This is a genomic window from Streptomyces sp. BE303 (assembly GCF_036290945.1).
Taxonomy (GTDB): domain Bacteria; phylum Actinomycetota; class Actinomycetes; order Streptomycetales; family Streptomycetaceae; genus Kitasatospora.
The window spans coordinates 1-23813 of the sequence record NZ_JAQYWZ010000705.1 but is presented as its reverse complement, the minus strand read 5'-3'; the positions used below and the strand labels follow the sequence as shown (position 1 = coordinate 23813).

General features: G+C 74.9%; 19 protein-coding genes and 1 riboswitch. Of the genes, 11 read left to right on the top strand and 8 right to left on the bottom strand.

The window, feature by feature from the left end:
- Positions 1–130 precede the first annotated feature (130 nt).
- The 3 genes from PUR56_RS17160 to PUR56_RS17150 all read left to right on the top strand — a co-directional run bounded on the left by PUR56_RS17160 (position 131) and on the right by PUR56_RS17150 (position 3358).
- On the top strand, positions 131–1333 hold the full coding sequence (locus PUR56_RS17160; protein ID WP_329883400.1) for an acyl-CoA dehydrogenase family protein: 1203 nt from the start codon (positions 131–133) through the stop codon (positions 1331–1333).
- Between the two features lie 467 nt (positions 1334–1800).
- Positions 1801–2493, top strand: a complete 693-nt coding sequence (locus tag PUR56_RS17155) for a phosphatidylserine decarboxylase (RefSeq protein WP_329883399.1) — start codon at positions 1801–1803, stop codon at positions 2491–2493.
- Positions 2480–3358: a CDP-alcohol phosphatidyltransferase family protein gene (locus PUR56_RS17150; protein ID WP_380353877.1), complete on the top strand. Its 879-nt coding sequence runs from the start codon at positions 2480–2482 to the stop codon at positions 3356–3358. The genes PUR56_RS17155 and PUR56_RS17150 overlap by 14 nt, the downstream gene beginning before the upstream one ends.
- 96 nt (positions 3359–3454) lie before the next feature.
- On the opposite strand, the gene PUR56_RS17145 is transcribed toward PUR56_RS17150, so the two are convergent.
- The gene (locus tag PUR56_RS17145) at positions 3455–4957 is read right to left on the bottom strand and encodes a hypothetical protein (RefSeq protein WP_329949569.1); all 1503 of its coding nucleotides are present in this window, start codon (positions 4955–4957) and stop codon (positions 3455–3457) included.
- 247 nt (positions 4958–5204) lie between these two features.
- Entirely contained in the window at positions 5205–6320 is a 1116-nt protein-coding gene (locus tag PUR56_RS17140) for an alpha/beta hydrolase family protein (protein ID WP_329949568.1), read from the bottom strand.
- Between the two features lie 210 nt (positions 6321–6530).
- Positions 6531–6738: riboswitch (cobalamin riboswitch) on the top strand.
- Positions 6739–6814: 76 nt separating this feature from the next.
- Between PUR56_RS17140 and PUR56_RS17135 the strand changes: the two genes are divergently transcribed.
- From PUR56_RS17135 to PUR56_RS17105, 7 genes are all read left to right on the top strand, one after another.
- Entirely contained in the window at positions 6815–7783 is a 969-nt protein-coding gene (locus tag PUR56_RS17135) for a cobalamin biosynthesis protein (RefSeq protein ID WP_329883396.1), read from the top strand.
- Complete coding sequence (locus tag PUR56_RS17130; RefSeq protein ID WP_329883395.1) at positions 7780–9294, top strand: cobyric acid synthase; 1515 nt, start codon at positions 7780–7782, stop codon at positions 9292–9294. The genes PUR56_RS17135 and PUR56_RS17130 overlap by 4 nt, the downstream gene beginning before the upstream one ends.
- Positions 9295–9303: 9 nt before the next feature.
- The gene (locus tag PUR56_RS17125) at positions 9304–11445 is read left to right on the top strand and encodes a putative cobaltochelatase (RefSeq protein ID WP_329949567.1); all 2142 of its coding nucleotides are present in this window, start codon (positions 9304–9306) and stop codon (positions 11443–11445) included.
- A 6-nt stretch (positions 11446–11451) separates the two neighbouring features.
- Positions 11452–12057 (top strand): cob(I)yrinic acid a,c-diamide adenosyltransferase, encoded by a 606-nt coding sequence (gene cobO, locus PUR56_RS17120; RefSeq protein ID WP_329883393.1) that lies wholly within the window; start codon positions 11452–11454, stop codon positions 12055–12057.
- A gap of 16 nt (positions 12058–12073) precedes the next feature.
- A complete protein-coding gene (locus PUR56_RS17115; RefSeq protein WP_329949566.1) occupies positions 12074–13474 on the top strand; it encodes a cobyrinate a,c-diamide synthase in 1401 nt (466 codons plus the stop codon).
- Between the two features lie 204 nt (positions 13475–13678).
- Positions 13679–15157, top strand: coding sequence for a M6 family metalloprotease domain-containing protein (locus tag PUR56_RS17110; RefSeq protein ID WP_329949565.1), 1479 nt, complete (start codon positions 13679–13681; stop codon positions 15155–15157).
- 377 nt (positions 15158–15534) lie between these two features.
- Complete coding sequence (locus PUR56_RS17105; protein WP_329883390.1) at positions 15535–16011, top strand: OsmC family protein; 477 nt, start codon at positions 15535–15537, stop codon at positions 16009–16011.
- A gap of 20 nt (positions 16012–16031) precedes the next feature.
- On the opposite strand, the gene PUR56_RS17100 is transcribed toward PUR56_RS17105, so the two are convergent.
- Positions 16032–17072, bottom strand: a complete 1041-nt coding sequence (locus PUR56_RS17100; protein ID WP_329949564.1) for an oxidoreductase — start codon at positions 17070–17072, stop codon at positions 16032–16034.
- A 115-nt stretch (positions 17073–17187) separates the two neighbouring features.
- Between PUR56_RS17100 and PUR56_RS17095 the strand changes: the two genes are divergently transcribed.
- Complete coding sequence (locus tag PUR56_RS17095) at positions 17188–17808, top strand: acyl-CoA-like ligand-binding transcription factor (protein WP_329949563.1); 621 nt, start codon at positions 17188–17190, stop codon at positions 17806–17808.
- Between the two features lie 85 nt (positions 17809–17893).
- Here the strand turns inward: PUR56_RS17095 and PUR56_RS17090 are convergent, their stop codons facing one another.
- The 5 genes from PUR56_RS17090 to PUR56_RS17070 form a co-directional block, all read right to left on the bottom strand.
- Entirely contained in the window at positions 17894–19237 is a 1344-nt protein-coding gene (locus PUR56_RS17090; protein WP_329949562.1) for a hypothetical protein, read from the bottom strand.
- A 481-nt stretch (positions 19238–19718) separates the two neighbouring features.
- Entirely contained in the window at positions 19719–20993 is a 1275-nt protein-coding gene (locus PUR56_RS17085) for a sensor histidine kinase (RefSeq protein WP_329949561.1), read from the bottom strand.
- The gene (locus tag PUR56_RS17080) at positions 20990–21733 is read right to left on the bottom strand and encodes a response regulator transcription factor (RefSeq protein WP_329949601.1); all 744 of its coding nucleotides are present in this window, start codon (positions 21731–21733) and stop codon (positions 20990–20992) included. Before PUR56_RS17080 ends, PUR56_RS17085 begins: the two co-directional genes overlap by 4 nt.
- Before the next feature lie 71 nt (positions 21734–21804).
- Positions 21805–22731, bottom strand: a complete 927-nt coding sequence (locus PUR56_RS17075) for a hypothetical protein (protein WP_329949560.1) — start codon at positions 22729–22731, stop codon at positions 21805–21807.
- 264 nt (positions 22732–22995) lie between these two features.
- Positions 22996–23813 (bottom strand): class F sortase (locus PUR56_RS17070; RefSeq protein WP_329949559.1); only part of this gene is annotated, 818 nt, incomplete at its 5' end.

Genomic DNA, 23813 nt, shown 5'->3' with positions numbered 1-23813 from the left:
GACCCCGGACGGGCCGGCCGCCGTCATCGGCCGTGGCCCCACCCGGTACACGGGGGCTCCGCGGAAGTCACGCCCGCGGAGCCCCCGTACCCCCACCCTCTTCTTCTTCAGGCATGACAGGAGCCGCACGATGGGACGCCTCGCACAGACCGACGGCCTCACCGAGATCCAGCGGGACATCCTCGCCACCGTGCGCGAGTTCGTCGACAAGGAGATCATCCCGGTCGCGACCGAGCTGGAGCACAAGGACGAGTACCCGACCGCGATCGTCGAGGGCATGAAGCAGCTCGGGCTCTTCGGCCTGACCATCCCCGAGGAGTACGGCGGCCTCGGGGAGTCGCTGCTCACCTACGCCCTGGTGGTCGAGGAGATCGCCCGCGGCTGGATGTCGGTGTCCGGCATCGTCAACACGCACTTCATCGTGGCGCACATGATCAACGCGCACGGCACCCAGGAGCAGAAGGACTACTTCCTGCCGAAGATGGCGGCCGGCGAGATCCGCGGCGCCTTCTCGATGTCCGAGCCGGGCCTCGGCTCCGACGTCGCCGCGATCTCCACCAAGGGCGTCCGGGACGGCGACTTCTACGTCCTCAACGGCCAGAAGATGTGGCTGACCAACGGCGGCACGTCCACCCTGGTCGCGGTGCTCTGCAAGACCGACGAGGGCGGCTCCACCCCGTACCGGAACATGACCACCTTCCTGATCGAGAAGACGGCGGGATTCGGCCCGAACCCGACCGTCCCCGGCCTCACGGTGCCCGGGAAGATCGAGAAGATGGGCTACAAGGGCGTCGACACCACCGAGCTGGTCCTCCAGGACGTCCGGATCCCGGCCGACCGGGTCCTCGGCGGCGTCCCGGGCAAGGGCTTCTACCAGATGATGGACGGCGTCGAGGTCGGCCGGGTCAACGTGGCCGCGCGCGGCTGCGGCGTCGCGCGGCGCGCCTTCGAGCTGGGCATCGCCTACGCCCAGCAGCGGAGCACCTTCGGCAAGAAGATCGCCGAGCACCAGGCGATCCAGTTCAAGCTCGCCGAGATGGCCACCAAGGTCGAGGCCGCGCACCAGATGATGGTGATGGCCGCCCGCAAGAAGGACGGCGGCGAGCGGAACGACCTGGAGGCCGGCATGGCCAAGTACCTCGCCTCCGAGTACTGCAAGGAGGTCGTCGAGGACTCCTTCCGCATCCACGGCGGCTACGGCTTCTCCAAGGAGTACGAGATCGAGCGGCTCTACCGGGAGGCCCCGATGCTGCTGATCGGTGAAGGTACTGCGGAGATCCAGAAGATGATCGTCGGGCGCCGACTGCTGGAGGAGTACCGCATCGCGGAGTGAACCCGACCCGTTCCGTCGTACCCGACCCGTGCCGCGTGACCTGCGGCACGCCGGGCGGACGGTCCGAGGACGGCCGGTCGACGGGCGTGCGGGCCCGTCCCGGCACCGGGCCGTGCACCGGTCCCGCGCCTGGTCCGCCCGGGCCCGGCACGGCCCTCGGAGCGGCCCCGGGGCGTACGACTGCCGTCACGCGCCCCGGGGCCGCTCCGGCATGCCCTGCCGGACACTCTGCTGAGACAAGTGTCACCAGCTCTGCCCGGTCCCTTGGGAACCGGACGGGGGCGAGCTACGGTCGTATACACAGAGGCGCACCGGCGCCTCCAGCAGGACACATGAACGAGCAGGCGGGTTGCCCACCCACCGTGTGCTCCCGATAGCATCCACCGGGACAGCAGACGTCCCTCTATTACCCGATCCCGCGGTGGCCCCCGTCCAGCGGCCATGATCCCCCGCGACAAAGGTTTTCGATGCCCATCAGCCCGTCCCCTCACACCTCCGTCACGGACCGCGATGCCCTCGCAGCTCCGGCGGCCGGTCGGCGACCCCGCGTGACCATCGCGCGCGGAGCCACCCCCTGGTTCGTCCCCACCCTCGCCACGGCCGCCGTGACCACCGCCCTCACCCGGCGCAACGGCACGTGGGCCCTGGCGGCGGTGCCCGCCTGTGCGCTCGGCGCCGGCATGCTGTGGTTCTTCCGCGACCCCGAGCGTGAGATCGGCACGGGCAGAGTGATCTCCCCCGCCGACGGCGTGGTTCAGAGCATCGACGCGTGGCCGGACGGCCGCACCCGCGTCGCGATCTTCATGAGCCCGCTCAACGTCCACGTCAACCGCGCACCGCTGCCCGGCACGGTGACCTCCGTGGAGCACGTGCCCGGCGGCTTCGTCCCCGCCTTCAACAAGGACAGCGACCAGAACGAGCGGGTCGTCTGGCACTTCGACACCGAGCTCGGCGACATCGAGATGGTGCAGATCGCGGGGGCCGTGGCCCGTCGCATCGTGCCGTACGTCGACGCCGGTACCAAGGTCGAGCAGGGCGAGCGGATCGGTCTGATCCGCTTCGGCTCCCGGGTCGACACCTACCTGCCGGCCGGCGTCGAGGTCGGCGTCGAGGTCGGCCAGAAGACCACAGCCGGGGTGACGCGCCTTGACCGTGACTGATCCTGAAACGATCGTCGGCCTGGACGACGAGGAGACGGCGCTGCGCCGCCGCCGCTGGGCACGCGACCGCGAGCTGCGTGCTCCGCGTTCGCCGCAGCACCTCTCCACCGCCGACTTCCTGACCCTGGGGAACGCCGTCTGCGGCTTCCTGGCGATCTACTCGATCACCACCGGGGTGCTCGTCCCGCACATCACCAACCCGGGCGCCGCGCCGGACAAGCACAGTGCCGCCACCGCGGTGACGCTGCTGCTGATCGGCTCGATGTGCGACCTCTTCGACGGGCTGGTGGCGCGCAAGCTGCGCTCCTCCGCCCTCGGGGCGGAACTCGACAACCTGGCCGACCTGATCAGCTTCGGCATCGCGCCGGCCTACTTCGTCGCCGTCTGGGGCATGGTCTCGCCGGGCTCCAACAGCCGGCTCTCGGCGCTGATCGCGCTGACCGTGCTGCTCGCGGTGGTGCTGCGGCTCGCCCGCTTCTCCGCCGTGAAGATGCGACCCGGGGTGTTCCAGGGCATGCCCTGCCCGATGGGTGCGATGACGGTGATCGCCATCGTGCTGCTCGACCCGCCGTTCCTGCCCGGTCTGCTCGCCATCTTCGGCGTGGCGTACCTGATGGTCAGCCGGATCGAGTACCCGAAGCCGCAGGGGCTGCTGGCCACCGCGACGCTCTGCTGGATCGTGCTCTCCATCGGCTGCCTGGCGGCCTGGGCGACCGGCCTGAAGGGCGGCGACTACCTGCTGCACATCGGCGCGTTCGGCCAGATCGCGCTGGCCGCGATGGCCCCGCTGCTGGTCATCCGCCGCAAGGTGGGCCAGAAGGTCGGGGACGTGCGGGCACGCCGCGCGGAGTCCCGGATCGGCTGACGACCGACGAGACGCATGACGAAGGGCCCGGATCCCCCAGGGATCCGGGCCCTTCGTCATGTCGTGCGCCGCGCCGGGGGATCCCGGGCGGACCGCTCAGGCGCCGCCGCGGTGGACGCTGAAGGCCGAACGGCGCGCCGCGCGGGCCACCGCCGGGTCCGGGTGGACGCCGGAGACGGCGGTCAGCACCGAGGCCGCCCGCGGGTGTCCGGACTGCCGGGCCCGGGCGAACAGTCGCACCGGGTCACCGGCCGAAGCGCCCTCGACGTGGCCGACCAGCAGCTCCGTCTCCCCGTGGTCCAGCACGGCGGCGGCGGTGTCCACCCAGAGCCAGGCGGCGTCCTCCGCCCCCAGCACGTCGGCCGGCGAGACCCCCTCGTCCGAGCGCTCGGCGAGCCAGAGGAGCGCGTACGGGCGCAGCACCGGCTCGTCGACGGCGGCCCGGACGGCCTGCTCGGCGGTGGAGCCGGCGACCCGGAGCGCCTCGAAGGCCAGGCCGCGGACCAGCGCGTCCTCGCCCTGCGCCGCCTCCAGCAGCTCGGCCACCGCCCGGTCGGCCGGGCGGGCCGCCAGCCAGGCGCGGTACTCGGCGCGGGCCGGGCCCGGCGAGTAGTCGGCGCAGGCGCTCAGCAGTTCCGGCGCGCTCTGCTCGATGTGGCCGGCGGCGGTCTGCGCGACGGTGCAGATCTCCTCCAGCTTGGCCCGCACCGCCCAGTGCCCGAGCGGCGACAGGTCGGCGGCGTTGTCCCGGCGGACCAGGGCGCCGACGGCGGCGAGGCCGTCCAGCATCCAGTCGAGGACGGCCGCCACGTCGGCGGGCGAGGCCGGGGTGTCGATCTGCGGCTCGCGGCAGGTGCCGCGGACCGCGGAGATCGCCGAGGCCGCGTGCGGGACGGGCGAGAGGCCGAAGGTGCTCTCGCCACCGCCGACCCGGCGCTCGTCCAGACCTCGCCGGAGCAGCTCCAGCAGCTCCATGTCGGCGACCGGGCCGTCCACCAGGTGCAGGAAGGAGAGCAGTTGCGGGGCCTGGTCGACGGCCTGCCCGGCGAGCACCGCGAAGACGCCGCGCAGGGCGGCGGGCGGGACCGGGGCGAGCAGGGTCCAGGCGTCGAACAGTGCCGACCAGCCGCGGACCACCGCCTCGTCGTCGTGCTCCCAGGCGTGCAGGCGCCAGCCGGGGACGGCGCCGCCGTCCCTGGCCTCGACCAGGCCGACCAGCAGCGCCTGGCCCCAGGCATTGGCCGCGGCGCCCACCGTCATGGCGAGGGCGCGGCCGGCGGCCCGGGCGTCGTCGGGGAGCAGCTCGCCGCGCTTGTCGACCTCGTCGAGGTCGCCGGCCCAACGGGCGATCCGGACGGCGTCGACCAGCATGCGGCGGGCCAGCGGGGCGAGTTCGGCGGGTGCGGGGAAGCCCTCCGGCACGGGGACCCGGCCGCGGCCGGGTGCGGGGGCCGGGCCTCGTCGGCGGGGTACGCCGGAGGCCCCCGGCCTGGCGCCGGCGGGGCGGTGGGCAGTTCCGGGGAGACGGGTCACCGTCGCACCGGTACCGATCGTCGGCGGGAGCGGGGCATCACGGTCGCGCGGGTTCCGAGACGTCACGTCGAGCAGTCTTCCCCTTGTACCGGCCATCTGTCACATCCGGTTGCACGCGCGGGCCGGGCGGCGGGCGCGGGGCCTCCACAAGATCGGGCAACAGAGGCCAAACCGACTGGCTTGATCTTAGTGGCGGGTCCATGCCACTCGTGACCGGGGAGGGAGGGAAGGGAAAGCGGGGAGGAAAGGGAGAGGGGAAGCGGCCGCGGCGACCGGGGAGCCGCCGCGGCCGGGTGGACCGGGCCGGGCGCGCTCAGAGGAAGGGCGTGAGCCAACGGCGGAGGGTCTCCTCGTAGCGCTCCGGGTCGGTGTTCCAGAGTGCGGCGTGGTCACCGCCGGGAAAGGCCTGGAGGTTGACCACGTCCGGGCGCCTCCCGGCGAGGCGCTCGGCCGCGCGGAACGGGGCCACCGGGTCGTCCGGGCCGTGCAGCACCAGGGTGGGGACCCGCAGGTCGGTGCCGTCGGCGAGGCGCGCGAAGTCGGCCAGATCCAGGCCGGTGCGTCCCTCGGCGGCGAGCGCGCCCAGTTCGGCGGCCACGCCCCGGTAGCCGGCCCGGGCCGCACCGCGCCGCGCGCCGGCCGGCCAGTCCAGCACCGGCGAGTCCAGGATCAGGCTGCTGATCGAGCCTGCCCAGCCGGAGCGGGCGGCGGCCTGCAGGGCCGTGGTGGCGCCGAGCGACCAGCCGTAGAGGACGACCTTGCCGGCGCCGCTGTCCAGCGCGCGCCGGATCGCCGCCTCGACGTCGCGCCACTCGGTCTCGCCGAAGTGGCCGAGGCCGTCCGGGGAGGCCGGCGCACCCGCGTCGCCCCGGTAGCTGACGGCGAGCACCGGCAGGGCCAGCCGCCGGAGCAGCGGGAGCACCGGGAGAGCCTGGGAGCGGTCGGCGCCGGGGCCGTGCACCAGGATCACCCAGGTGCCCCGCGCGCCGTCCAGCCGCCAGGCGGGCAGCGCACCCAGCTCGCCCTCGACGGCGGTCTCGGTGAACGGGATCCCGAGCGCGGTCGTCGGGTCCCCGAGATGGACCCGGGGGGTGAAGCGGACCTCGGTACCGGGCGTGAGGGTGCCCCGGTCCGCCCGGAGCAGGCGGCGGGTGACGCCCTTCCCGTCGCTGTGAAGGACCTCGCCGACGACCGCGTGCCCGTCCTCTCCCCACTCCACGGCCCAGCGGCCGGGGCGTTCGCTCTCCGGGCCGCGGGTGAAGCCGACCCGCCCCGCGCCGAGGGTCAGGACCTGCACCGGGCCGGACCTCGCCCGGGCCGCGACGGCCGGGTGGACCATCCGCTCGGACGCCCGCCGGCCGATCACCAGCACGGCCGCCCCCGTACCGACGGCGGCGGCGGCCACGGTGGCCGCGATTCCCCAACGCATACTCGCTCCCCGCAGTTAAGTCCCGGTGCCGGAGGGTGTTCTGGCCCCAGTCCACTAGCGGCGGCGGCCGGTGGCCAGTAGGACACGGCCGTCCGTGTCAGATCGGGAGCAACGTCACACCGGGGCGCGAGCCTCCGGGGCGGGCCCGCGCGGGGCCGGCGCGCGGGCCGCACGAGGACCGGCGGTGTGACCGAACGCTCCGTGACCTCGGTTGACTCCCGGTTCGGGGGCGTGATGGGATCCTTCAGCCATACGGAGGCAAGCAGAGGAAGCCGGTGCGAGTCCGGCGCGGTCCCGCCACTGTCACCGGGGAGCACGTCCGGACAATGCCACGGCGAGCCGTCAGAAGCCGCTGGAAGGCCCGGGCGTGCGTCCGACCCGGAAGCCAGGAGACTCTCGCCCCCGGTACGTCGATCCAGGGCGCGGACCCTGAGTGAGGACACCCACGCGATGCAGCCTGCCCCGGCCGCGACGACCCGCCACCGCACCCCGCCGTGCGTCCGCTGACCCGCGCCGCCGCGTTCGCCGCGGGCGCAGTCGCCGGATACCTCGCCGACACCCGGCTCGGCGATCCTCGCCGCGGCCACCCGGTCGCCGTCTTCGGCACCGCCGCGAACCGGCTGGAACGGCGGATCTGGCGCGACGACCGCGCCACCGGCACCGCCTACACGGCGCTCTGCGTGGGCACCGTCGCGGCCGGCGCCGTGGCCGCCGACCGGCTGCTCGGCCGCCGGCCGCTCGGGCGGGCCGCCCTGGCCGCCGCCGCGACCTGGACCGTGCTCGGCGGCACCTCGCTGACCCGGGAGGCCCGGACCATCGGCCGCTCGCTCGCCGCGGGCGACCTGACGGCGGCCCGGGAGCGGCTGCCGCACCTGTGCGGCCGCGACCCGAGCACCCTGGACGAGGCCCAGCTGGCCCGCGCGGTGGTCGAGTCGGTCGCCGAGAACACCGCCGACGCCGTGGTCAACGCGCTGGTCTGGGGCGGGCTCGCGGGCACACCGGGCCTGCTGGCGTTCCGCGCCGTCAACACCCTGGACGCGATGGTCGGCCACCGCTCGCCCCGGTACGCCCGGTTCGGCTGGGCCTCCGCGCGGCTGGACGACGTGGCCGGCTGGCCGGGCGCCCGGCTGACCGCGCTGCTGACCGTCGCCGCCGCGCCCGAACCGCGCACCGCCTGGCGGGTCTGGCGGCGGGACGGCTCCGCACACCCCAGCCCGAACGCGGGCCAGGCCGAATCGGCCTTCGCCGGTGCGGTCGGCGTCCGCCTGGGCGGGACGCTCCGGTACGGCGACCGCGTCGAGCACCGGCCGGTGCTCGGCGAGGGGCTCCGGCCGGTCGGGGTGGACGACATCGAGCGGGCCTGCGTGCTCTCCCGACGGGTGGGCGCGCTGGCGCTGGGTACGACGGTCGCCGGGCATCTGCTGCTCCGGGCGGCCCTGAGCAGGAGAAGGGGTGGGGCATGAGCAACGCACTGCTGGTCGCCGGGACGACCTCGGACGCCGGGAAGAGCGTGGTCACCGCCGGCATCTGCCGCTGGCTGGCCCGTCAGGGCGTCCGCGTCGCGCCGTTCAAGGCGCAGAACATGTCGCTGAACTCCTTCGTCACCGCGGACGGCGCCGAGATCGGCCGCGCGCAGGCGATGCAGGCGCAGGCCGCCCGGGTGGAGCCCGAGGCGGCCATGAACCCGGTGCTGCTCAAGCCCGGCGCGAACGGCCGCAGCCAGGTCGTGCTGCTCGGCCGGGCGGTCGCCGAGGTCGGCGCGCTGGACTACCGCGACCGCAAGCCGGTGCTGCTGGAGCGGGCCCTGGAGTGCCTCGCGGACCTGCGCCGCCGGTACGACGTGGTGATCTGCGAGGGCGCCGGCTCGCCCGCCGAGATCAACCTGCGGGACCGGGACATCGCCAACATGGGCCTGGCCACCGCCGCCGGGCTGCCGGTCGTCGTGGTCGGGGACATCGACCGGGGCGGGGTGTTCGCGGCGATGTACGGGACGCTGGCGCTGCTCTCGGCCGAGGACCAGCGGCACGTGGCCGGCTGGTTCGTCAACAAGTTCCGCGGTGACGCGCGACTGCTCGCCCCCGGGCTGGAGATGCTCCGCGAGCTGACCGGCCGCCCGGTGCTGGGCACCCTGCCGATGCTGCCCGACCTCTGGCTGGACGCCGAGGACTCGCTCGACCTGTCCACCGTGGTCGACCGCACGGCCGGCCGCGGGCCGCTCGGCGCGGACGTGCTGCGGGTGACCGTGGTGCGCTTCCCCCGGCTGTCGAACTTCACCGACCTGGACGCGCTGGCCCAGGAGCCCGGGGTGCTGGTCCGCTGGGCCACCCGGCCCGAGGAGCTGGCCGACGCCGACCTCGTCGTGCTCCCCGGCACCCGGGCCACCGTCGCGGACCTCGCCTGGCTGCGCGAGCGCGGCCTGGAGACGGCGCTGAAGGCGCGGGCGGCGCAGGGCCGTCCCGTCCTCGGCGTCTGCGGCGGCTACCAGATGCTGGCGCGGACCGTCGTGGACGAGGTCGAGTCGAAGGCCGGCGCCGTGGAGGGGCTCGGCCTGCTGCCGACGCACGTCCGGTTCGGCGTCGAGAAGGTGCTGGGCCGGCCGGTCGGCGAGGCGTACGGGCAGCGGGTCGAGGGCTACGAGATCCACCACGGCGTGGTCACCGTCGAGGGCGGCACCCCCTTCCTGGACGGCTGCCGGGTGGGCTCCGTCTGGGGGACGACCTGGCACGGCGCGCTGGAGAACGACGGTTTCCGGCGCGAACTGCTGCGCGACGTCGCCGCATCGGCCGGCCGGGCGTTCGTCCCCGCGCCGGACACCTCGTTCGCGGCGGCGCGCGAGGCCCGGCTGGACCGACTGGGGGAGCTGATCGAGGAACACGCGGACACCGACGCACTGTGGAAGCTGATCGAAGGCGGGGTGCCGGCGGCCGGATCGCTGCCGTTCCTGCCGCCCGGGGCCCCTTGGGGAGAATCGTGAGCGAGAATCATGAGTGACGTCCGCTACCCGTTCACCGCGATCGTCGGCATGGCCGACCTACGGCTCGGGCTGCTGCTCAACGCGGTCTCGCCGGCGGTCGGCGGGGTGCTCGTCCGCGGCGAGAAGGGCACCGCCAAGTCGACCATGGTGCGCGCGCTGGCCGGCCTGCTGCCGTCCATCGCCACCGTCGACGGCTGCCGCTTCGCCTGCGACCCGGCCGCGCCCGACCCGCAGTGCCCGGACGGCGCGCACGCCGGCGCCGGGGCGTCCTCGCGACCGGCCCGGCTGGTCGAGCTGCCGGTCGGCGTCTCCGAGGACCGGATCGTCGGCTCGCTGGACCTGGAGCGGGCGCTCGCCGAGGGCGTCAAGGCGTACGAGCCGGGCCTGCTGGCGCAGGCGCACCGCGGCGTGCTCTACATCGACGAGGTCAACCTGCTCCAGGACCACGTGGTGGACCTGCTGCTGGACGCCGCCGCGATGGGCCGCTCGTACGTCGAGCGCGAGGGCGTCTCGGTGCGGCACGCGGCCCGGTTCCTGCTGGTCGGCACGATGAACCCGGAGGAGGGCGAGCTGCGGCCGCAGCTGCTCGACCGGTTCGGCCTGACCGTCGAGATCGCCGCCACCCGGGAGCCGGTGGAGCGGGCCGAGGTCGTGCGCCGCCGCCTCGCCTACGACGCCGACCCGGCGGGCTTCGCCGACCGGTTCGAGGAGGACGAGCGGGCGCTCGCCCTGCGGATCACCACCGCCCGGAAGCTGCTGCCGAAGGTGGAGCTGACCGACGCGGCACTCCGCCGGATCACCGCCGTCTGCGCCGCGTTCGAGGTGGACGGGCTGCGCGCGGACATCGTGATGGCGCGCACCGCCGTCGCGCTGGCCGCCTGGTCCGGGCGCACCGAGGTGCTGGAGGAGGACGTCCGCAAGGCCGCGCAGCTGGCGCTGCCGCACCGGCGCCGGCGCAACCCCTTCGACGCGCCCGGGCTGGACGAGGAGCTGCTGGACCGGACGCTGGAGGAGCAGGCCCGGCAGGAGCAGGAAGAGGCCCGCGAGGAGCAGGCCCGGCAGGACGAGGAGGAGGCCCTCGCGGAGGGGCGGGCCGAGGCCCGGGAGTCGGACGAGGACCCCGACCCGGACCCCGGGGACGGCCCGGACGGCCCCGAGGGCGACGGACCCGGCCCCGACGGCGGTGGCGGCGCCCCCGAGCCGACCGGCCCGGACGGCCCGCCCGCCGGCGCCGACGCCACCTCCCCCGACGAGGACCCGGCACTCCCGCAGCCCGTCCCGGCCCAGCACCCCTCCCCCGCCCGGGAGTCGGCGCCCGTCGCGGCCGGCGACCCGTACCGGACCCGGCTGTTCGCCGTCGACGGCACCGGGCGCGGCGCACAGGGCCGCCGCTCCCCCGCCGAGACCGACGGCGGCCACACCATCAGGTCCCGCCGCCCGCAGGGCCGGCTGGCCCGGCTGCACCTGAGCGCCACCCTGCGGGCCGCCGCACCGCACCAGGTGGCGCGCGGCCGGGCGTCCCGCGCCCTGGTGCTGCACAAGGACGACTTCCGCGAACAGGTCCGCCAGGGACGGGAGTCCAACCTGGTGCTGTTCGTGGTCGACGCCTCCGGCTCGATGGCGGCCCGGCAGCGGATGACCGCCGTCAAGGGTGCGGTGCTGTCCCTGCTGATGGACGCCTACCAGCGCCGGGACAAGATCGGCATGATCACCTTCCGGGGCGGGTCCGCCGAACTGGCGCTGCCGCCCACCTCCTCGGTCGAGGTCGGCGCGGCCCGGCTGGAGACCCTGCCCACCGGCGGCCGGACCCCCCTGGCCGCCGGGCTGCTCCGCGCCCACGAGGTGCTGCGGGTCGAGCGGCTGCGCGACCCCGACCGCCGCCCGCTGCTGGTCGTGGTCACCGACGGCCGGGCCACCGGCGCCCGCGACGCCGTCGCGCAGTCGCACCGGGCGGCCGGGCTGCTGGCCGGGCAGGGCGTGGCGAGCGTGGTGCTGGACTGCGAGTCCGGACCGGTCCGGCTCGGCCTGGCCCGCACGCTGGCCGCACGGCTCCGCGCCACCGCCGTGACCCTGGACGAGCTGCGGGCCGAGGGCGTGGCCTCCCTCGTCCGCGACAACCGCCCCACCACCACTACGCGAAAGGCGGCCTGAGCCGACATGCCCAAGGGTGTTCCCGAGAGTGTCCCCGACGACGGCCTGACGACCCGCCAGCGCCGTACGATGCCGATCACCGCCGTCCACACCGGCCCCGGCAAGGGCAAGTCCACCGCGGCCTTCGGCATGGCGCTGCGCGCCTGGAACCAGGGCTGGTCGGTCGGGGTGTTCCAGTTCGTGAAGTCCGCCAAGTGGAAGGTCGGCGAGGAGAACGCGTTGCGCGTGCTCGGCGCCTCCGGCGAGGGCGGCACGGTCGACTGGCACAAGATGGGCTCCGGCTGGTCCTGGATCCAGCGCTCCTCCGAGATGGAGATGGACAGCGAGGCGGCGGCCAAGGAGGGCTGGGAGCAGGTCAAGCGCGACCTCGCCGCCGAGACCTACCGCTTCTACGTGCTGGACGAGTTCACCTACCCGATGCACTGGGGCTGGGTGGACCCGGAGGAGGTGGTGGCCGTCCTGAAGGACCGCCCGGGCAGCCAGCACGTCGTCGTCACCGGCCGGTACGCGCCCGAGGCGCTCACCGGCTTCGCCGACCTGGTCACCGAGATGACCAAGGTCAAGCACCCCATGGACGCCGGCCGCAAGGGCCAGCGCGGTATCGAGTGGTAGACCGGAAACCCTGAACGTGAACATCCCCCGTCTCGTCGTCGCGGCGCCGTCCTCCGGCGCCGGCAAGACCACCGTCGCCACCGGCCTGATCGCGGCACTCGCCGCGCGCGGGCTGGCCGTCTCCCCCCACAAGGTCGGCCCGGACTACATCGACCCGGGCTACCACGGGCTGGCGGCCGGGCGGCCGGGCCGCAACCTGGACGCGTTCATGTGCGGGCCGGAACGGATCGCGCCGCTCTTCCTGCACGGCGCGGCCGGTGCGGACGTGGCGGTGGTCGAGGGCGTGATGGGCCTGTACGACGGCGCCTCGGGGCGCGGCGAGCTGGCGTCCACCGCGCACGTCGCCAAGCTGCTGCGGGCACCGGTGGTGCTGGTGGTGGACGCCTCGTCGCAGTCCCGGTCGGTGGCCGCGCTGGTGCACGGCTTCGCGTCCTGGGACCCGGAGGTCCGACTGGCCGGGGTGATCCTCAACCGGGTCGCCTCCGACCGGCACGAGCAGCTGCTGCGCGAGGCCCTGGAGGAGGGCTCGGGCGTGCCGGTGCTGGGCTCGGTCCGGCGCTCGGCGGCGGTCGCCACGCCGTCCCGCCACCTCGGCCTGATCCCGGCCGTGGAGCGCTCGGCGGAGGCACTCCGGGCGGTCGCCGACATGGGCGAGCTGGTCGCCGCCTCGGTGGACCTGGACGCGGTGCTGGCGCTGGCGCGGACCGCGCCGCCGCTGGACGCCGAGCCGTGGGACCCCGCCGCGGAGATGGCCGAGCTCGTGGCGGCGGGCGTTCCGGTGGCCGGGGCGCCGCGGGCGGGGGCGCCGCGGATCGCGGTGGCCGGCGGCGCCGCGTTCTCCTTCTCGTACGCGGAGAACACCGAGCTGCTGACCGCCGCCGGCGCCGAGGTGGTCCCGTTCGACCCGCTGCACGCCGACGGGCTGCCGGAGGGCACGGCGGGCCTGGTGATCGGCGGCGGGTTCCCCGAACTGTACGTCCGGGAACTCAGCGCGAACGGGCAACTCCGTTCCGCGATCGCCGCGTTCGCCGCCTCGGGCGGGCCGGTCGCCGCCGAGTGCGCCGGACTGCTCTACCTCGGCCGCGAGTTGGACGGCCTGCCGATGTGCGGCGTGCTGGACACCGCGGCCCGGATGACCGAGCGGCTGACCCTCGGGTACCGGGAGGCGGTGGCGCTGCACGACTCGCCGCTCGCACCGACCGGCACCCGGGTGCGCGGGCACGAGTTCCACCGGACCGTCTGCGAGCCGGGGGCCGGCGAACGGGCCGCCTGGGGCTGGCGGTTGCCGACCGGCCCGCGCACGGAGGGGTTCGCGGCCGGAAACGTTCACGCTTCGTATCTGCATCTGCACTGGGCGGGATCTCCGCAGCTCGCCGCCTCGTTCGCGGCCGCCGCGGCGGCCCACCGGGCGAACTGAGGGGAACCGACCCCCCTTCGACCCTGGTGCTTTCACCGCCCGGGGCGTCAAAATAGGGACTGATAACCACATATCGCCCCATTCGCGACCGGTACCGGCCAGACCCGACCCACTCGGCGAGCCGACCGATTGCCGGCGACCGCCCACTCGGCGGGGCGCCGAACACGCCCCCGCGGGGTGAACAGGCTCTAAGGAGCCGTCACTATGCGTCACACCTTAACCCCGCTGCATCACCGCCCCCACCATTCCCTCGACGACCACCACCCCTGCCCGGTGCCGATGTCACCCGACGCCCTCGCCGCCCTCCGTGCCCACTACCGGGAGCTGATCAGGACCCGCCGGCTGCCGCAGGACATCACCTTCGAGCAGTACTACTACGTCTGGCGCTCCCAGCGCCGCGGCGAGAACCTCATCGGCCTCGACGACGGGGCCGTCCGCCCCGGTCCCAGCACCGGGGCCCAGTTGATCACCCGTCCGTCCAGGAAGCTCAAGGGCGAGATCCGCACCCTCGTCCTCCTGGTCGACTTCCCCGACCGGCCGCACGACCCCGCCCACACCGTCGAACACTTCGAGCAGCTGCTCTTCGGCGCGGGCACCTTCGCCACCGGCTCGATGCGCGACTACTACCGGCGGATCAGCGGCTTCGACCCCGCCCGCCCGACCGCGCACGGCATCGACGTCCAGGGCGAGGTGCACGGCTGGTTCCGCCTGCCGCACCCGCTCTCCTTCTACGCCGACAACCGGTCCGGCATGGGCGACCCGCCCGGGAACGCCCAGGGCATGGCCGCGGACACCCTCGACATCGCGCTCCGGGAGGGCATCGACTTCACCGGCGGCTTCGACGCCCTCGACGAGGGCCTCGTCACCGCGCTGTTCATCGTCCACGCGGGCCGCGGGGCCGAGGAGCTCCGGGAGTCCGACCAGCCGGGCAACCTGTGGAGCCTCAAGTGGAACCCGCCCGGCGAGAACGGGGTGAAGGTCGCACCGAACCTGCGGGTGCAGACGTTCCTGACCGTCCCCGAGGACTGCAAGGTCGGCGTCTGCGCCCACGAATGGGGCCACCTGGCCGCCCGCTGGGCCGACTTCTACGACACCGGACGCGTCACCACCACCGTCTCCAACGGTCTCGGGAACTACTGCCTGATGGCGGGCGGCTCCTGGGGCAACAAGGGCACCACCCCGGTCTACCCGAACAGCATGCTCCGGATGTTCCACGGCTGGGCCACCCCGCAGGAGATCGACGGCACCACCGCGGGCATCTCCCTGCGGCCCGTCGCCGAAGGCGGCGACTCGCTGTTCGTCCGCAACCCGAACCCGGGGCGGATGCGGGAGAGCCAGTACATCGTCGTCGAGTACCGCCGCCAGAGCGGCCAGGACGAGTTCCTGCCCGACGAGGGCATCGCGGCCTACGTCGTCGACGAGGCCATCGACAACGTCAACGACGAGCGCCGGCTCGCCATCGAGCTCCTCCAGGCCGACGGCCGGCGTGACCTGGCGAAGATCTTCGGCGCGGACGAACGCGGCGACGCGGACGACCTCTACCCGTCGCTCGACAACTCCAGCATCGGGGAGAACACCAAGCCGCCGCTGGACCTGCCCGACGGGACCTGGAGCGGCGTCACCCTCGCCGTCTCCGGCACACCCGGGGCGGACCGGATGGAGGTGGACGTCACCGTCGAGTGAGGCCGTGGCCGCGCGCACCCGCGCGCACCCGTCCGGAGGACCGTTCAGGAGGACCGTTCAGGAGGACCACTGCCGCACCAAGTGATCGCCGCCCCCGCCCGACGCGCCGCCCGTGCGGCTCCGACGGTGGCTCCGGCGGAGCCGCGCCCGGCGCAAGAGGTGAGGCCGGACCGGGCAGCGGCGGCGACCACGGCCGGGGTCCGGCGCACACGGCCGGCCGGACCCCGGCCCGGGGACCGCGCGTCCGGGCCGGGCGACGGGCGACGGGCGACGGGTCACCGGCCCGCGGTCGCGGGTCCCTGCCGAACGGGACCGCCGGGGGCTGTTGTTGACTGGGTGCCGGAATCCCCACCGACCTCCGCTCGGAGAGGCACCCGATGGCCAAGCTGCACACCTACACCGCCGAGATCACCTGGACCGGCAACCAGGGCACCGGCACCAGCGACTACCGCTCCTACCGCCGGGACCACGAGGTCGCGGCGGACGGGCGCCCGCCCATCCCCGGCTCCTCCGACCCCGCCTTCCGGGGCGACCCGACCCGGTGGAACCCCGAGCAGCTGCTCCTCGCCTCGATCTCCCAGTGCCACCTGCTCTGGTACCTGCACCTGTGCGCGGTGAACGGCGTCGTGGTCACCGCGTACACCGACCGCCCGACCGGCACGATGGCCGAGACCGCCGAAGGAGGCCACTTCACCGAGGCGGTGCTGCACCCCCGGGTCGAGGTCGCCGAGAAGGGGATGACGGAGAAGGCACTCGCCCTGCACGCCGACGCGCACCGGGCCTGTTACATCGCCAACTCGGTGAACTTCCCGGTCCGGCACGAGCCGGCGGTGACGGTGGCGCAGCCCGCCTGACGGACCGGGCGGCGGCGCGGTCAGGCCGGAAGCCCGTACCGCACCCCGGTCAGTTCCTCCGACAGCGCCCAGAGGCGGCGGCCGGTCCCGGGATCGGCCGCCGCCGGGGCCAACGGGACGCGGACCGGGGCGCCGCGCAGCTCGCCGCGCCCGTCCGGGCCGAGGAACTCACCACCCCGCACGTCCGGGGCGGTCGCCGCGTACAGCTGCGGCAGTGCGCCGTCGGCCGCCGTCTGGGCGAGCGGCCGGAGGATCCGGCCGAAGAGCAGCCGGACGAGGCCGGTCGGCGCGCCGGTCTGGAGACCGGTGGCGGCGTAGCCGGGGTGGGCCAGCAGGCTGCGGACCGGGCTGCCTGCGGCGACCAGCCTCCGGTGCAGTTCCCGGGCGTGCACCGCGTTGGCGAACTTCGACTGGTCGTAGAACGCCATCGGCGCGTAGGCGCGGGCACCGTCGAGGTCGTCGAAGCGGATGCGCCCCTTGCGGTGGTTGACCGAGCTGACGGTGACCACGCGGGGGTCGGGCGCTGCCGCCAGCGCGCCGAGCAGCAGCCCGGTGAGCGCGAAGTGGCCGAGGTGGTTGGCGGCGAACTGCAGCTCGTGGCCCTGGGCACTGAGCGTCCGGGGCGGGGCCATCACGCCCGCGTTGTTGACGAGCACGTCCAGCCTCGGACGGTCGGCGCGCAGCCCCCGGGCGAAGGCCCGGACGGCGTCGAGGTCGGCCAGGTCGAGGCGGCGGACTTCGAGCCGGGCCTCCAGTGCCCGGGTGTCGGTGACGTCCCAGGCCGTGTCGGGGGTGTCCGCGCTCTCGGCGAGCAGGCCGGCGACGACCGCGTCCGCCGCCCTGCGTCCCTTCTCCTCGTCCCGCACGGCGAGGACGACGTGCCCTCCCCTGCGGACCAGTGCCCTGGTGGTCGCCAGCCCGAGACCGCCGTTGGCTCCGGTGACCACGAAGACCCGGCCGGTCTGGTCCGGGATGTCCACGGCGCCCCACCGCCCTTGCTGCTGCTGCGGCCTCGGCCGCTCCGACACCGACTCCGGACGTCCTTCCGGTTCCCCTGTCATGTGACACATGCTGGCTTCGGCGTCACCGAGTGTCAAGGCGCGCCCTGGTGTCATTACGTCACTTGGTAACGGATCGCGTCTTGGTGCCGCCGGTGACATGCCGTACCATCACGGCATGACCTCCCGCCCCGCCGTCAGCCTGGCCCAGCGCAAGCGGCAGCTCGTCGTGGACGAGCTCACCGAGGCCGCGTTCCAGCTGCTGACGGCCCGGGGGTTCGACGCCGTCACCGTGGACGACATCGCGACCGACGCCGGCGTGTCCAAGCGGACGTTCTTCCGGTACTTCGCGTCCAAGGAGGACGTGGTCGTCCGGTTCCTGGCCGATCTGGGCACCGGCATCCGCGAGGGCCTGGCGGCCCGACCGGCCGACGAGCGCCCCTCGGCGGCGCTGCGCGCGGCGGTCGGCGCCCCGCTCGCCCACTGCGGCGACCGCGGGGACCGGGCGCTGCGGGTCGTCCAGCTGATCCTGCGCACGCCGGCCCTGCTCGCCCGGCTCCTGGAACACCAGGACCACTGGCGCGACGAGTTGACGGAGGAGCTGGCGGTACGGCTCGGACTCGACGCCCGCACCGACCTCTACCCGCGCCTCGCCGCGGGGATGGCGCTCACCGCCTTCGGCGCGGTACTGGAGCGCTGGAGCGAGAGCGACGGCACCGCGGATCCGACCGCCCTGACCGACCGGGCCTTCGCCGTCCTCGCACCGTCACTCGACGCACCGTCACTCGACACGGTCTGACGCCCCGCCTCCGCCGCTCCCCCGGCCCCGCAAGAGCCCGTGCCCGCCCCGTCGGTGACGGGGCGGGCACGGGTCGGCCGGCGGCTCAGGCCTGGCGGCGCAGGCGGCGGGCGAGGAGCAGCGCACCGGCGCCGAGCGCGGCGAGCGCCGTGGCGGCGGCAGCCGGGACCAGGGTGGACCCGGAGCCGGTGGCGGCGAGTTCACCGTCGACCGGCGCGGTCGGGGCGGCGGTCCCCGGCGCGGCGGCAGCCGCGGTGGGGGACGCGGAGGCGGTCGGTGCCGGGCTCTTCACCGAGACGTCCTTGCCCGGGGCTTCCTTGCCCGGGGCCGGGGTGGCGGGCTTGGCGGGCGCCGCCTTGGTCGGAGCCGGGGTGGCCGACTTGGCAGGCGCCTTGGTCGGGGACTTGGTCGGCGCCGGGGTGGAGGTGCCCGCGCCGGAGGTGCCCGTGCCCGGGGCGACGACCTTGACGGTGGCCGCCTTGCCGCACCGGGCGGTTCCGCGGAACGGGGAGCCCGCATTGACGAAGAGGCACGGGTTGAGCGTCGCGACCCCCGGCGGCGTGCTCCTGTCGTACGAGACGCGCACCTTGGTCACCGTGGTCTTCCCGGCGCCGACGGTGGCATCGCGACCCTGGAGGTAGACGCCGGGCGGGTCCCCCGGGAGTCCGCCGGACACCTTCGTCGGCGTGGTCCACGTCCCGTCCGCCCTGCGCACCTGCACGGTGGCGTGGTCACCGACGAAGAGCGCGCTGCCGAGACCGACGTAGGAGGACGGCGTGGAGTTGGACAGGACAGCGTCGAACTCGATCGGCGCGCCGCCGGCCACCGCCGTGGCGGGCACGTGGGCCAGCGAAGAGGTGGGGGTGGCGACCTTGATCGTGCTGAAGTTCTCGGCCAGCAGGACCCCCGACTGCCCCCAGCCCACGGCGGAGCGCAGCTTGAGGGACTGGAAGCCGGCGTTGCTCCCGCCGTCGTTCGGCCGGTCCACGGGGGCGCCGATGCGCAGGTCGACCTTGACCGTCTTGCCGACGGCCACGGTGATGCCGCTGACCGTTCCGTCGTAGGAGGTGCCGTTCTCCCCGTGGTGGTACGCCATCTCGACCGGCTTCCACGCACCGCTCGCCGGGTCCTTGTAGTCGATCGTGAGGGAGTGCTGCGGCGCGCCCACCGCAGCGGTCACCAGCAGGTTGAGCTTGAAGTTGGTGGCCCTCTCGCCGGTGTTGGTGACGCTCTCGGTGAACCTCACCGGCTGCCCGCCGAATCCGATGACGGCCGGCGCCTGGACGGACAGCTTCGCGCCCTTGACGTAGTCGGGGCTGTCGGCGAAGGCGGCCTGCGCAGGAAGCATGAGCGAGCCGGCCAGGGCGGCGACCGCCGCGGCGACGGCGAGGGTACGGCGTGAGCGTCGGACCGGGATGGTGCTGGACATGGTTCCCCCCTGGAACACGTGGTCTGCGGGCATGCCGAGGACAGCGTCGACGCCGCAGCGACTGGATGCGTTGAGTGGCTCGACCGGCTCACGAGGACTGATTCGCCCACGAGCGGCCCTCACCCCGCCTGGGGGGAGTGGCTCTTCCGGCCTCACATCACCTAAGACGTGTGGGGCGCGAAGTGGTTGCAGTGGGTGCGAAGAATTCTTCCGAGCCCTGCCGGAGCCCCTCCCGGAGCTGTCCCGAGCCCCTCCCGCGCCTCACCGTGCCGGGCTCCCCCCGGCTCCCCCGGCTCCGCCCGGCTCCCCCTGGCTCCGCCGGCTCAGTGGCGGGGGGAGCCGAGCGCGGGGCCGTAGAGGTCGGTGCCGTTCTCCATGACGGATCAGCTAGCGGTCCCGGTGCGGCCGAGCCGGAAGGCGCACTCCAGCGAGCCTCCGGGGCCGCCCCGTCGGGGTGATGGTGGCCGCCGACCTGGCGGGTTCAGGCCCCCTGCCGCTGCCCTGCCGACCCGGGCTCGGGCTCCCCGTCCCGGTCGGGTGCGGTCGCCGGCGGCAGGACCAGGGTCGCCACCGCCCCGCCGTCGGGGTGGTTGGCGAACGTCAGCTCCGCGCCGATCACGCGGGCGTGGCCCCGGGCGATCGTCAGGCCGAGACCGTGCCCCTTCCCCCGCTCGCGCACGCTGGTGCGGAAGCGCTGCGGCCCGTCCCTGAGCAGTTCGTCCGGGAAGCCCGGTCCGTGGTCGCGGACGGTGATCCGCGAACCGTCGACGTGCAGCCGGACCGTGCCGCCGCCGTGCCGGTCGGCGTTCACCAGCAGGTTGCCCAGGATGCGGTCCAGCCGGCGCAGGTCGGTGCGCACCGACGCGCCGGCCGCCGTGTCCGTCAACTCGACCGCCACGTCCAGGCCGGTGAGCGTGACGGTGCGGCGCACCGCCCGTTCCAGCGGCACGGCCGACAGGTCCGGCGTCTCGGCGTCCGCGTCCAGCCGGGACACCTCCAGCAGGTCCTCCACCAGCGAGCGCAGTGCCTGGACCCGGTTCCGGACGAGCTGGGTGGGGCGGCCGGGCGGCAGCAGTTCGGCCGCGGTGACCAGCCCGGTCAGCGGGGTCCGCAGCTCGTGGGCGACGTCTGCGGTGAACCGCTGCTCGTCCTCCAGCCGGCGGTGCAGGGCCCGCGACATCAGGTCGACGGCCGCCGCCAGGTCGGCGACCTCGTCGCGTCCGTCGACCAGCTCCCCGATCCGGGTGTCCGTGCGCCCGGCGGCGATGCCCCGGGCAGCGGTCGCCGCCGTCCGCAGCCGCCGGCTGATCCGGTCCGCGACCAGCACCCCGACCAGCACCGTCGTGAAGACCGAGGCGACGACGGTGATCAGGATGATCCGGTCCAGGTCGGCGATCGCCCGCCGGTCCTGCGTGAAGTCGACCCGGACGGAGAGCACCCCGCCGTGGACGCCTCCCGCCGCCCACATCGACTCGCCGCCCTGCGGTCCGGCCGCCAGCTGCGAGCCGTGCCGGCCGGCCGCCGCGAGGGCGCGCAGCCGGTCCGGCGTCGCCGGGTCGTCCAGCGCGGTGCCGCCGCCGACCGGCTCGCCGCGCTTGTAGGACGCGAGGGCCGAGTCGAGCGCGGTGAGCGCCGAACGGCGGGCCTGGTCGACGTGCTGACGGACCATCGCCTGGTGGACCAGCAGCCCGACCGCCACCGCGACCAGGACGGAGATGGCGGCGACGGCGGTCGCGATCTGTCGGCGCAGCGTCATTCGGGACGCCGGAACTTGTAGCCGAAGCCGCGGACCGTCTCGATCCGCCCGCCGCCGATCTTGGCGCGCAGCCGCTGCACGTGGACGTCGACGACGCGGGTGTCGGCGCCCCACTCGTAGTCCCACACCCGCTCCAGCAGGCTCGACCGCTCCAGCACGATGCCGGGCGCGGCGGTGAACTCCAGCAGCAGCCGCAGTTCGGTCGGGGTCAGCGGGACCAGCCGGCCGTTGACCCGGACCTCCATGGAGTCGGTGTCCACCTCCATGCCGTCGAAGCTGCGGACGGCAGCCCTCGGCGCCGGGGCGGCGGCTGCGGCGGCCGGCGCGGCGGCGGGTGCTGCCGGTGCGGCGGGTGCGGCGGGTGCGGCTACGGACGCGTCGGGGCCGGTGACGGGCGCGGCGGGGGCCGCCGGGGCCTCCGTGGCCGGGACGACCCGGATCCGGCGCAGCACGGTACGGATCCGCGCCACCAGCACGGCGCTCTCGAACGGCTTGACCACGTAGTCGTCCGCACCCGCCTCCAGGCCGGACACCACGTCCACCGGGTCGGTGCGCGCCGACATCATCAGGATCGGCAGCTGGCTCTCCTCCCGGATCCGCCGGCAGAGGCCGACGCCGTCGAGCAGCGGCAGCATCACGTCCAGCAGCAGCAGGTCGGGGCGGACGGCGTGGAACACCTCCAGCCCCTCCAGGCCGTCCGCGGCCGTGGAGACGGGGAAGCCGTAGCGTTCCAGGGCCATCCGGGTCGCCTCCCGGATCACCTCGTCGTCCTCGACGATCAGGATGTGCGGGTGGGTGGGCGCTGCGCGGTTCAAGGCTTGGCCTCCGGGGGAGCCGCGGGGGTCGTCGGACGGACGGGCTGGGCGGGTACCGGCACGGGCGGAGTGGCACCGGCACGCGGGGAGGCCGGCGCCGCACCGGAATCCGCCGTGGGCCGCGCGGTCGGGGTGAGCGCGGAGGGGGCCGGCCCCGGGGCGGAGGGCGTCACGGGAGGTTTGACGACCGGTCCCACCGTCGGTTGCACCTGCCGCTCCGGGGTGGGCTGCCTGGACGGCGTGGGCACGGGACCGAGGTCCTGGCTCGTCTGCTCCACCAGGACGAGGCGCACGCCGTCCCAGCGGTAGTGACTGGTGGTCCGGACCCACACGCTGGTCGACTCGTGCAGCCGCAGGTCCGTACCGACGGTCTCCGCGCTGAACCTCGCCAGCGCCTGCACCCGCAGGACGGGCACGAGGCCCTCGCCGGTCAGGGTGTAGACGTGCAGGACCACCGGCCCGGCGGTGCCCGCCGTGCCGACGGCGAGGATCAGCTCGGGGCGCCCGTCACCGGTGAGGTCGCGGTACTCGGGGCTGCGGAGCTCGCAGGCCGGACAGGCGCTGAGGGCCCGCTGCTCGTCCTGGCTCACCCCGGGGTCCTTCGCGAGCAGGCCGTGGACGTCGACGGACATGATGTCCCGCCCGGCGGCGGTGACGTCCGGGACGGGCTGGGGCGGCGGCTCCGGGGCCTGGCCCGTGCCTGCCGCGGGCGCGGTCGGCGGCGGCACCGTGGCCAGACCGGGCCAGAGCGGCTGCGGCACCGGGGGCGGCGTCACCGGCTGGGCCGCGCCGTGGTCGCGCAGGCCGCCGGGGGCGGCGCAGCCGACCGGCAGGGTGAGCGCGAGGACGGCGAGGAGGGCGGCCAGGGCGGCCCGTGGTGCGGCGCCGAACCGGCTGCGGCGAGGTGGAGGCGGTGCTGCCACGGTCGGTTCTCTTCTCCTGGTCTGGCCCGGTCCGGCGCGGTCCGGTCCGGCGCGGTCTGCGGCGATGCGCCGGTTCGTCCCCGGTGGCAGGTCGCCGGTGGTAGGTCGCCGGGGCGGCGGTCGGCGGTTCCGCCCGGCGGCTTGCGGGCCGCCGGGCGGGGTGCGACGGCAACGGCCGCCGCCGGCACGCGGGCCGTCGAAGCGCGGCGGCCCGCGTGCCGGTCCGTCGTGGTGATCATTGTCCCGGTGCGCCGGACGGCGCCGTCAGCCGGCCGGACCCGCCGGGTCGGCCAGGTCCGCCACGACGATGATGTTGTCCGTCCAGTGGCCGTCCGCGCCGATCCGGCCGCCGCAGGTGATCAGTCGCAGCTCGGGTGCTGCCGTGTCGCCGTAGACCGCCTCGGTCGGGAACCGGTCCTTGGCCGCCTGGAGCAGCGAACGGACCCGGAAGTCCACCGTGCTGCCGTCCTCCCGCCGCACCTGGATCAGGTCTCCGGGCCGCAGCTTCGGCAGTTTGTGGAAGACCGCCGGGCCGTTCGCGGTGTCGTAGTGCCCGATCAGGACGGCGGGTCCGTTCTCCCCCGGCGTCGGGCCGTTGCGGTACCAGCCGGCCTCGTCGGCCCGGGCCACGGTCGGCACCTCGACCGTCCCGTCCGCGTTCAGGCCGAGGCCGGGCACCGGGGCGTCGACGCCCGCCGCCGGGACGAGGAGGCGGGTCGGCGCGGACGCCGCGAAGGGCTTCCGGGGTGCGGCGGACGTGGGGGCGCCCGGGGCGGCGGTCGGGGAGGTGGCCGGGGCGGTGGCCGCCGGGCCGGTGGCCTCGCGGGCCGAGGTCTCCACCCGCACCACCGGGGTGCGGGTGCTGTTGAACGCCATCGAGGTACCGAGGACCACGCAGATCAGGCCCGCCGCACCGAAGGCGGTGCGGCGCAGCCCTGCCGCACCGGGTCCGTCGGAACGGGGGCGCCGGTGCCCCCCGTTGCTCCGGCCGCGGCCGCCGTCGCGGGTGGCGGCCGGACCGGCGGCCCGGCCGGCATGCCGGCCGCCGCCGGCCGCTTCGTCGACCCCGGGCCCGCCGCTCG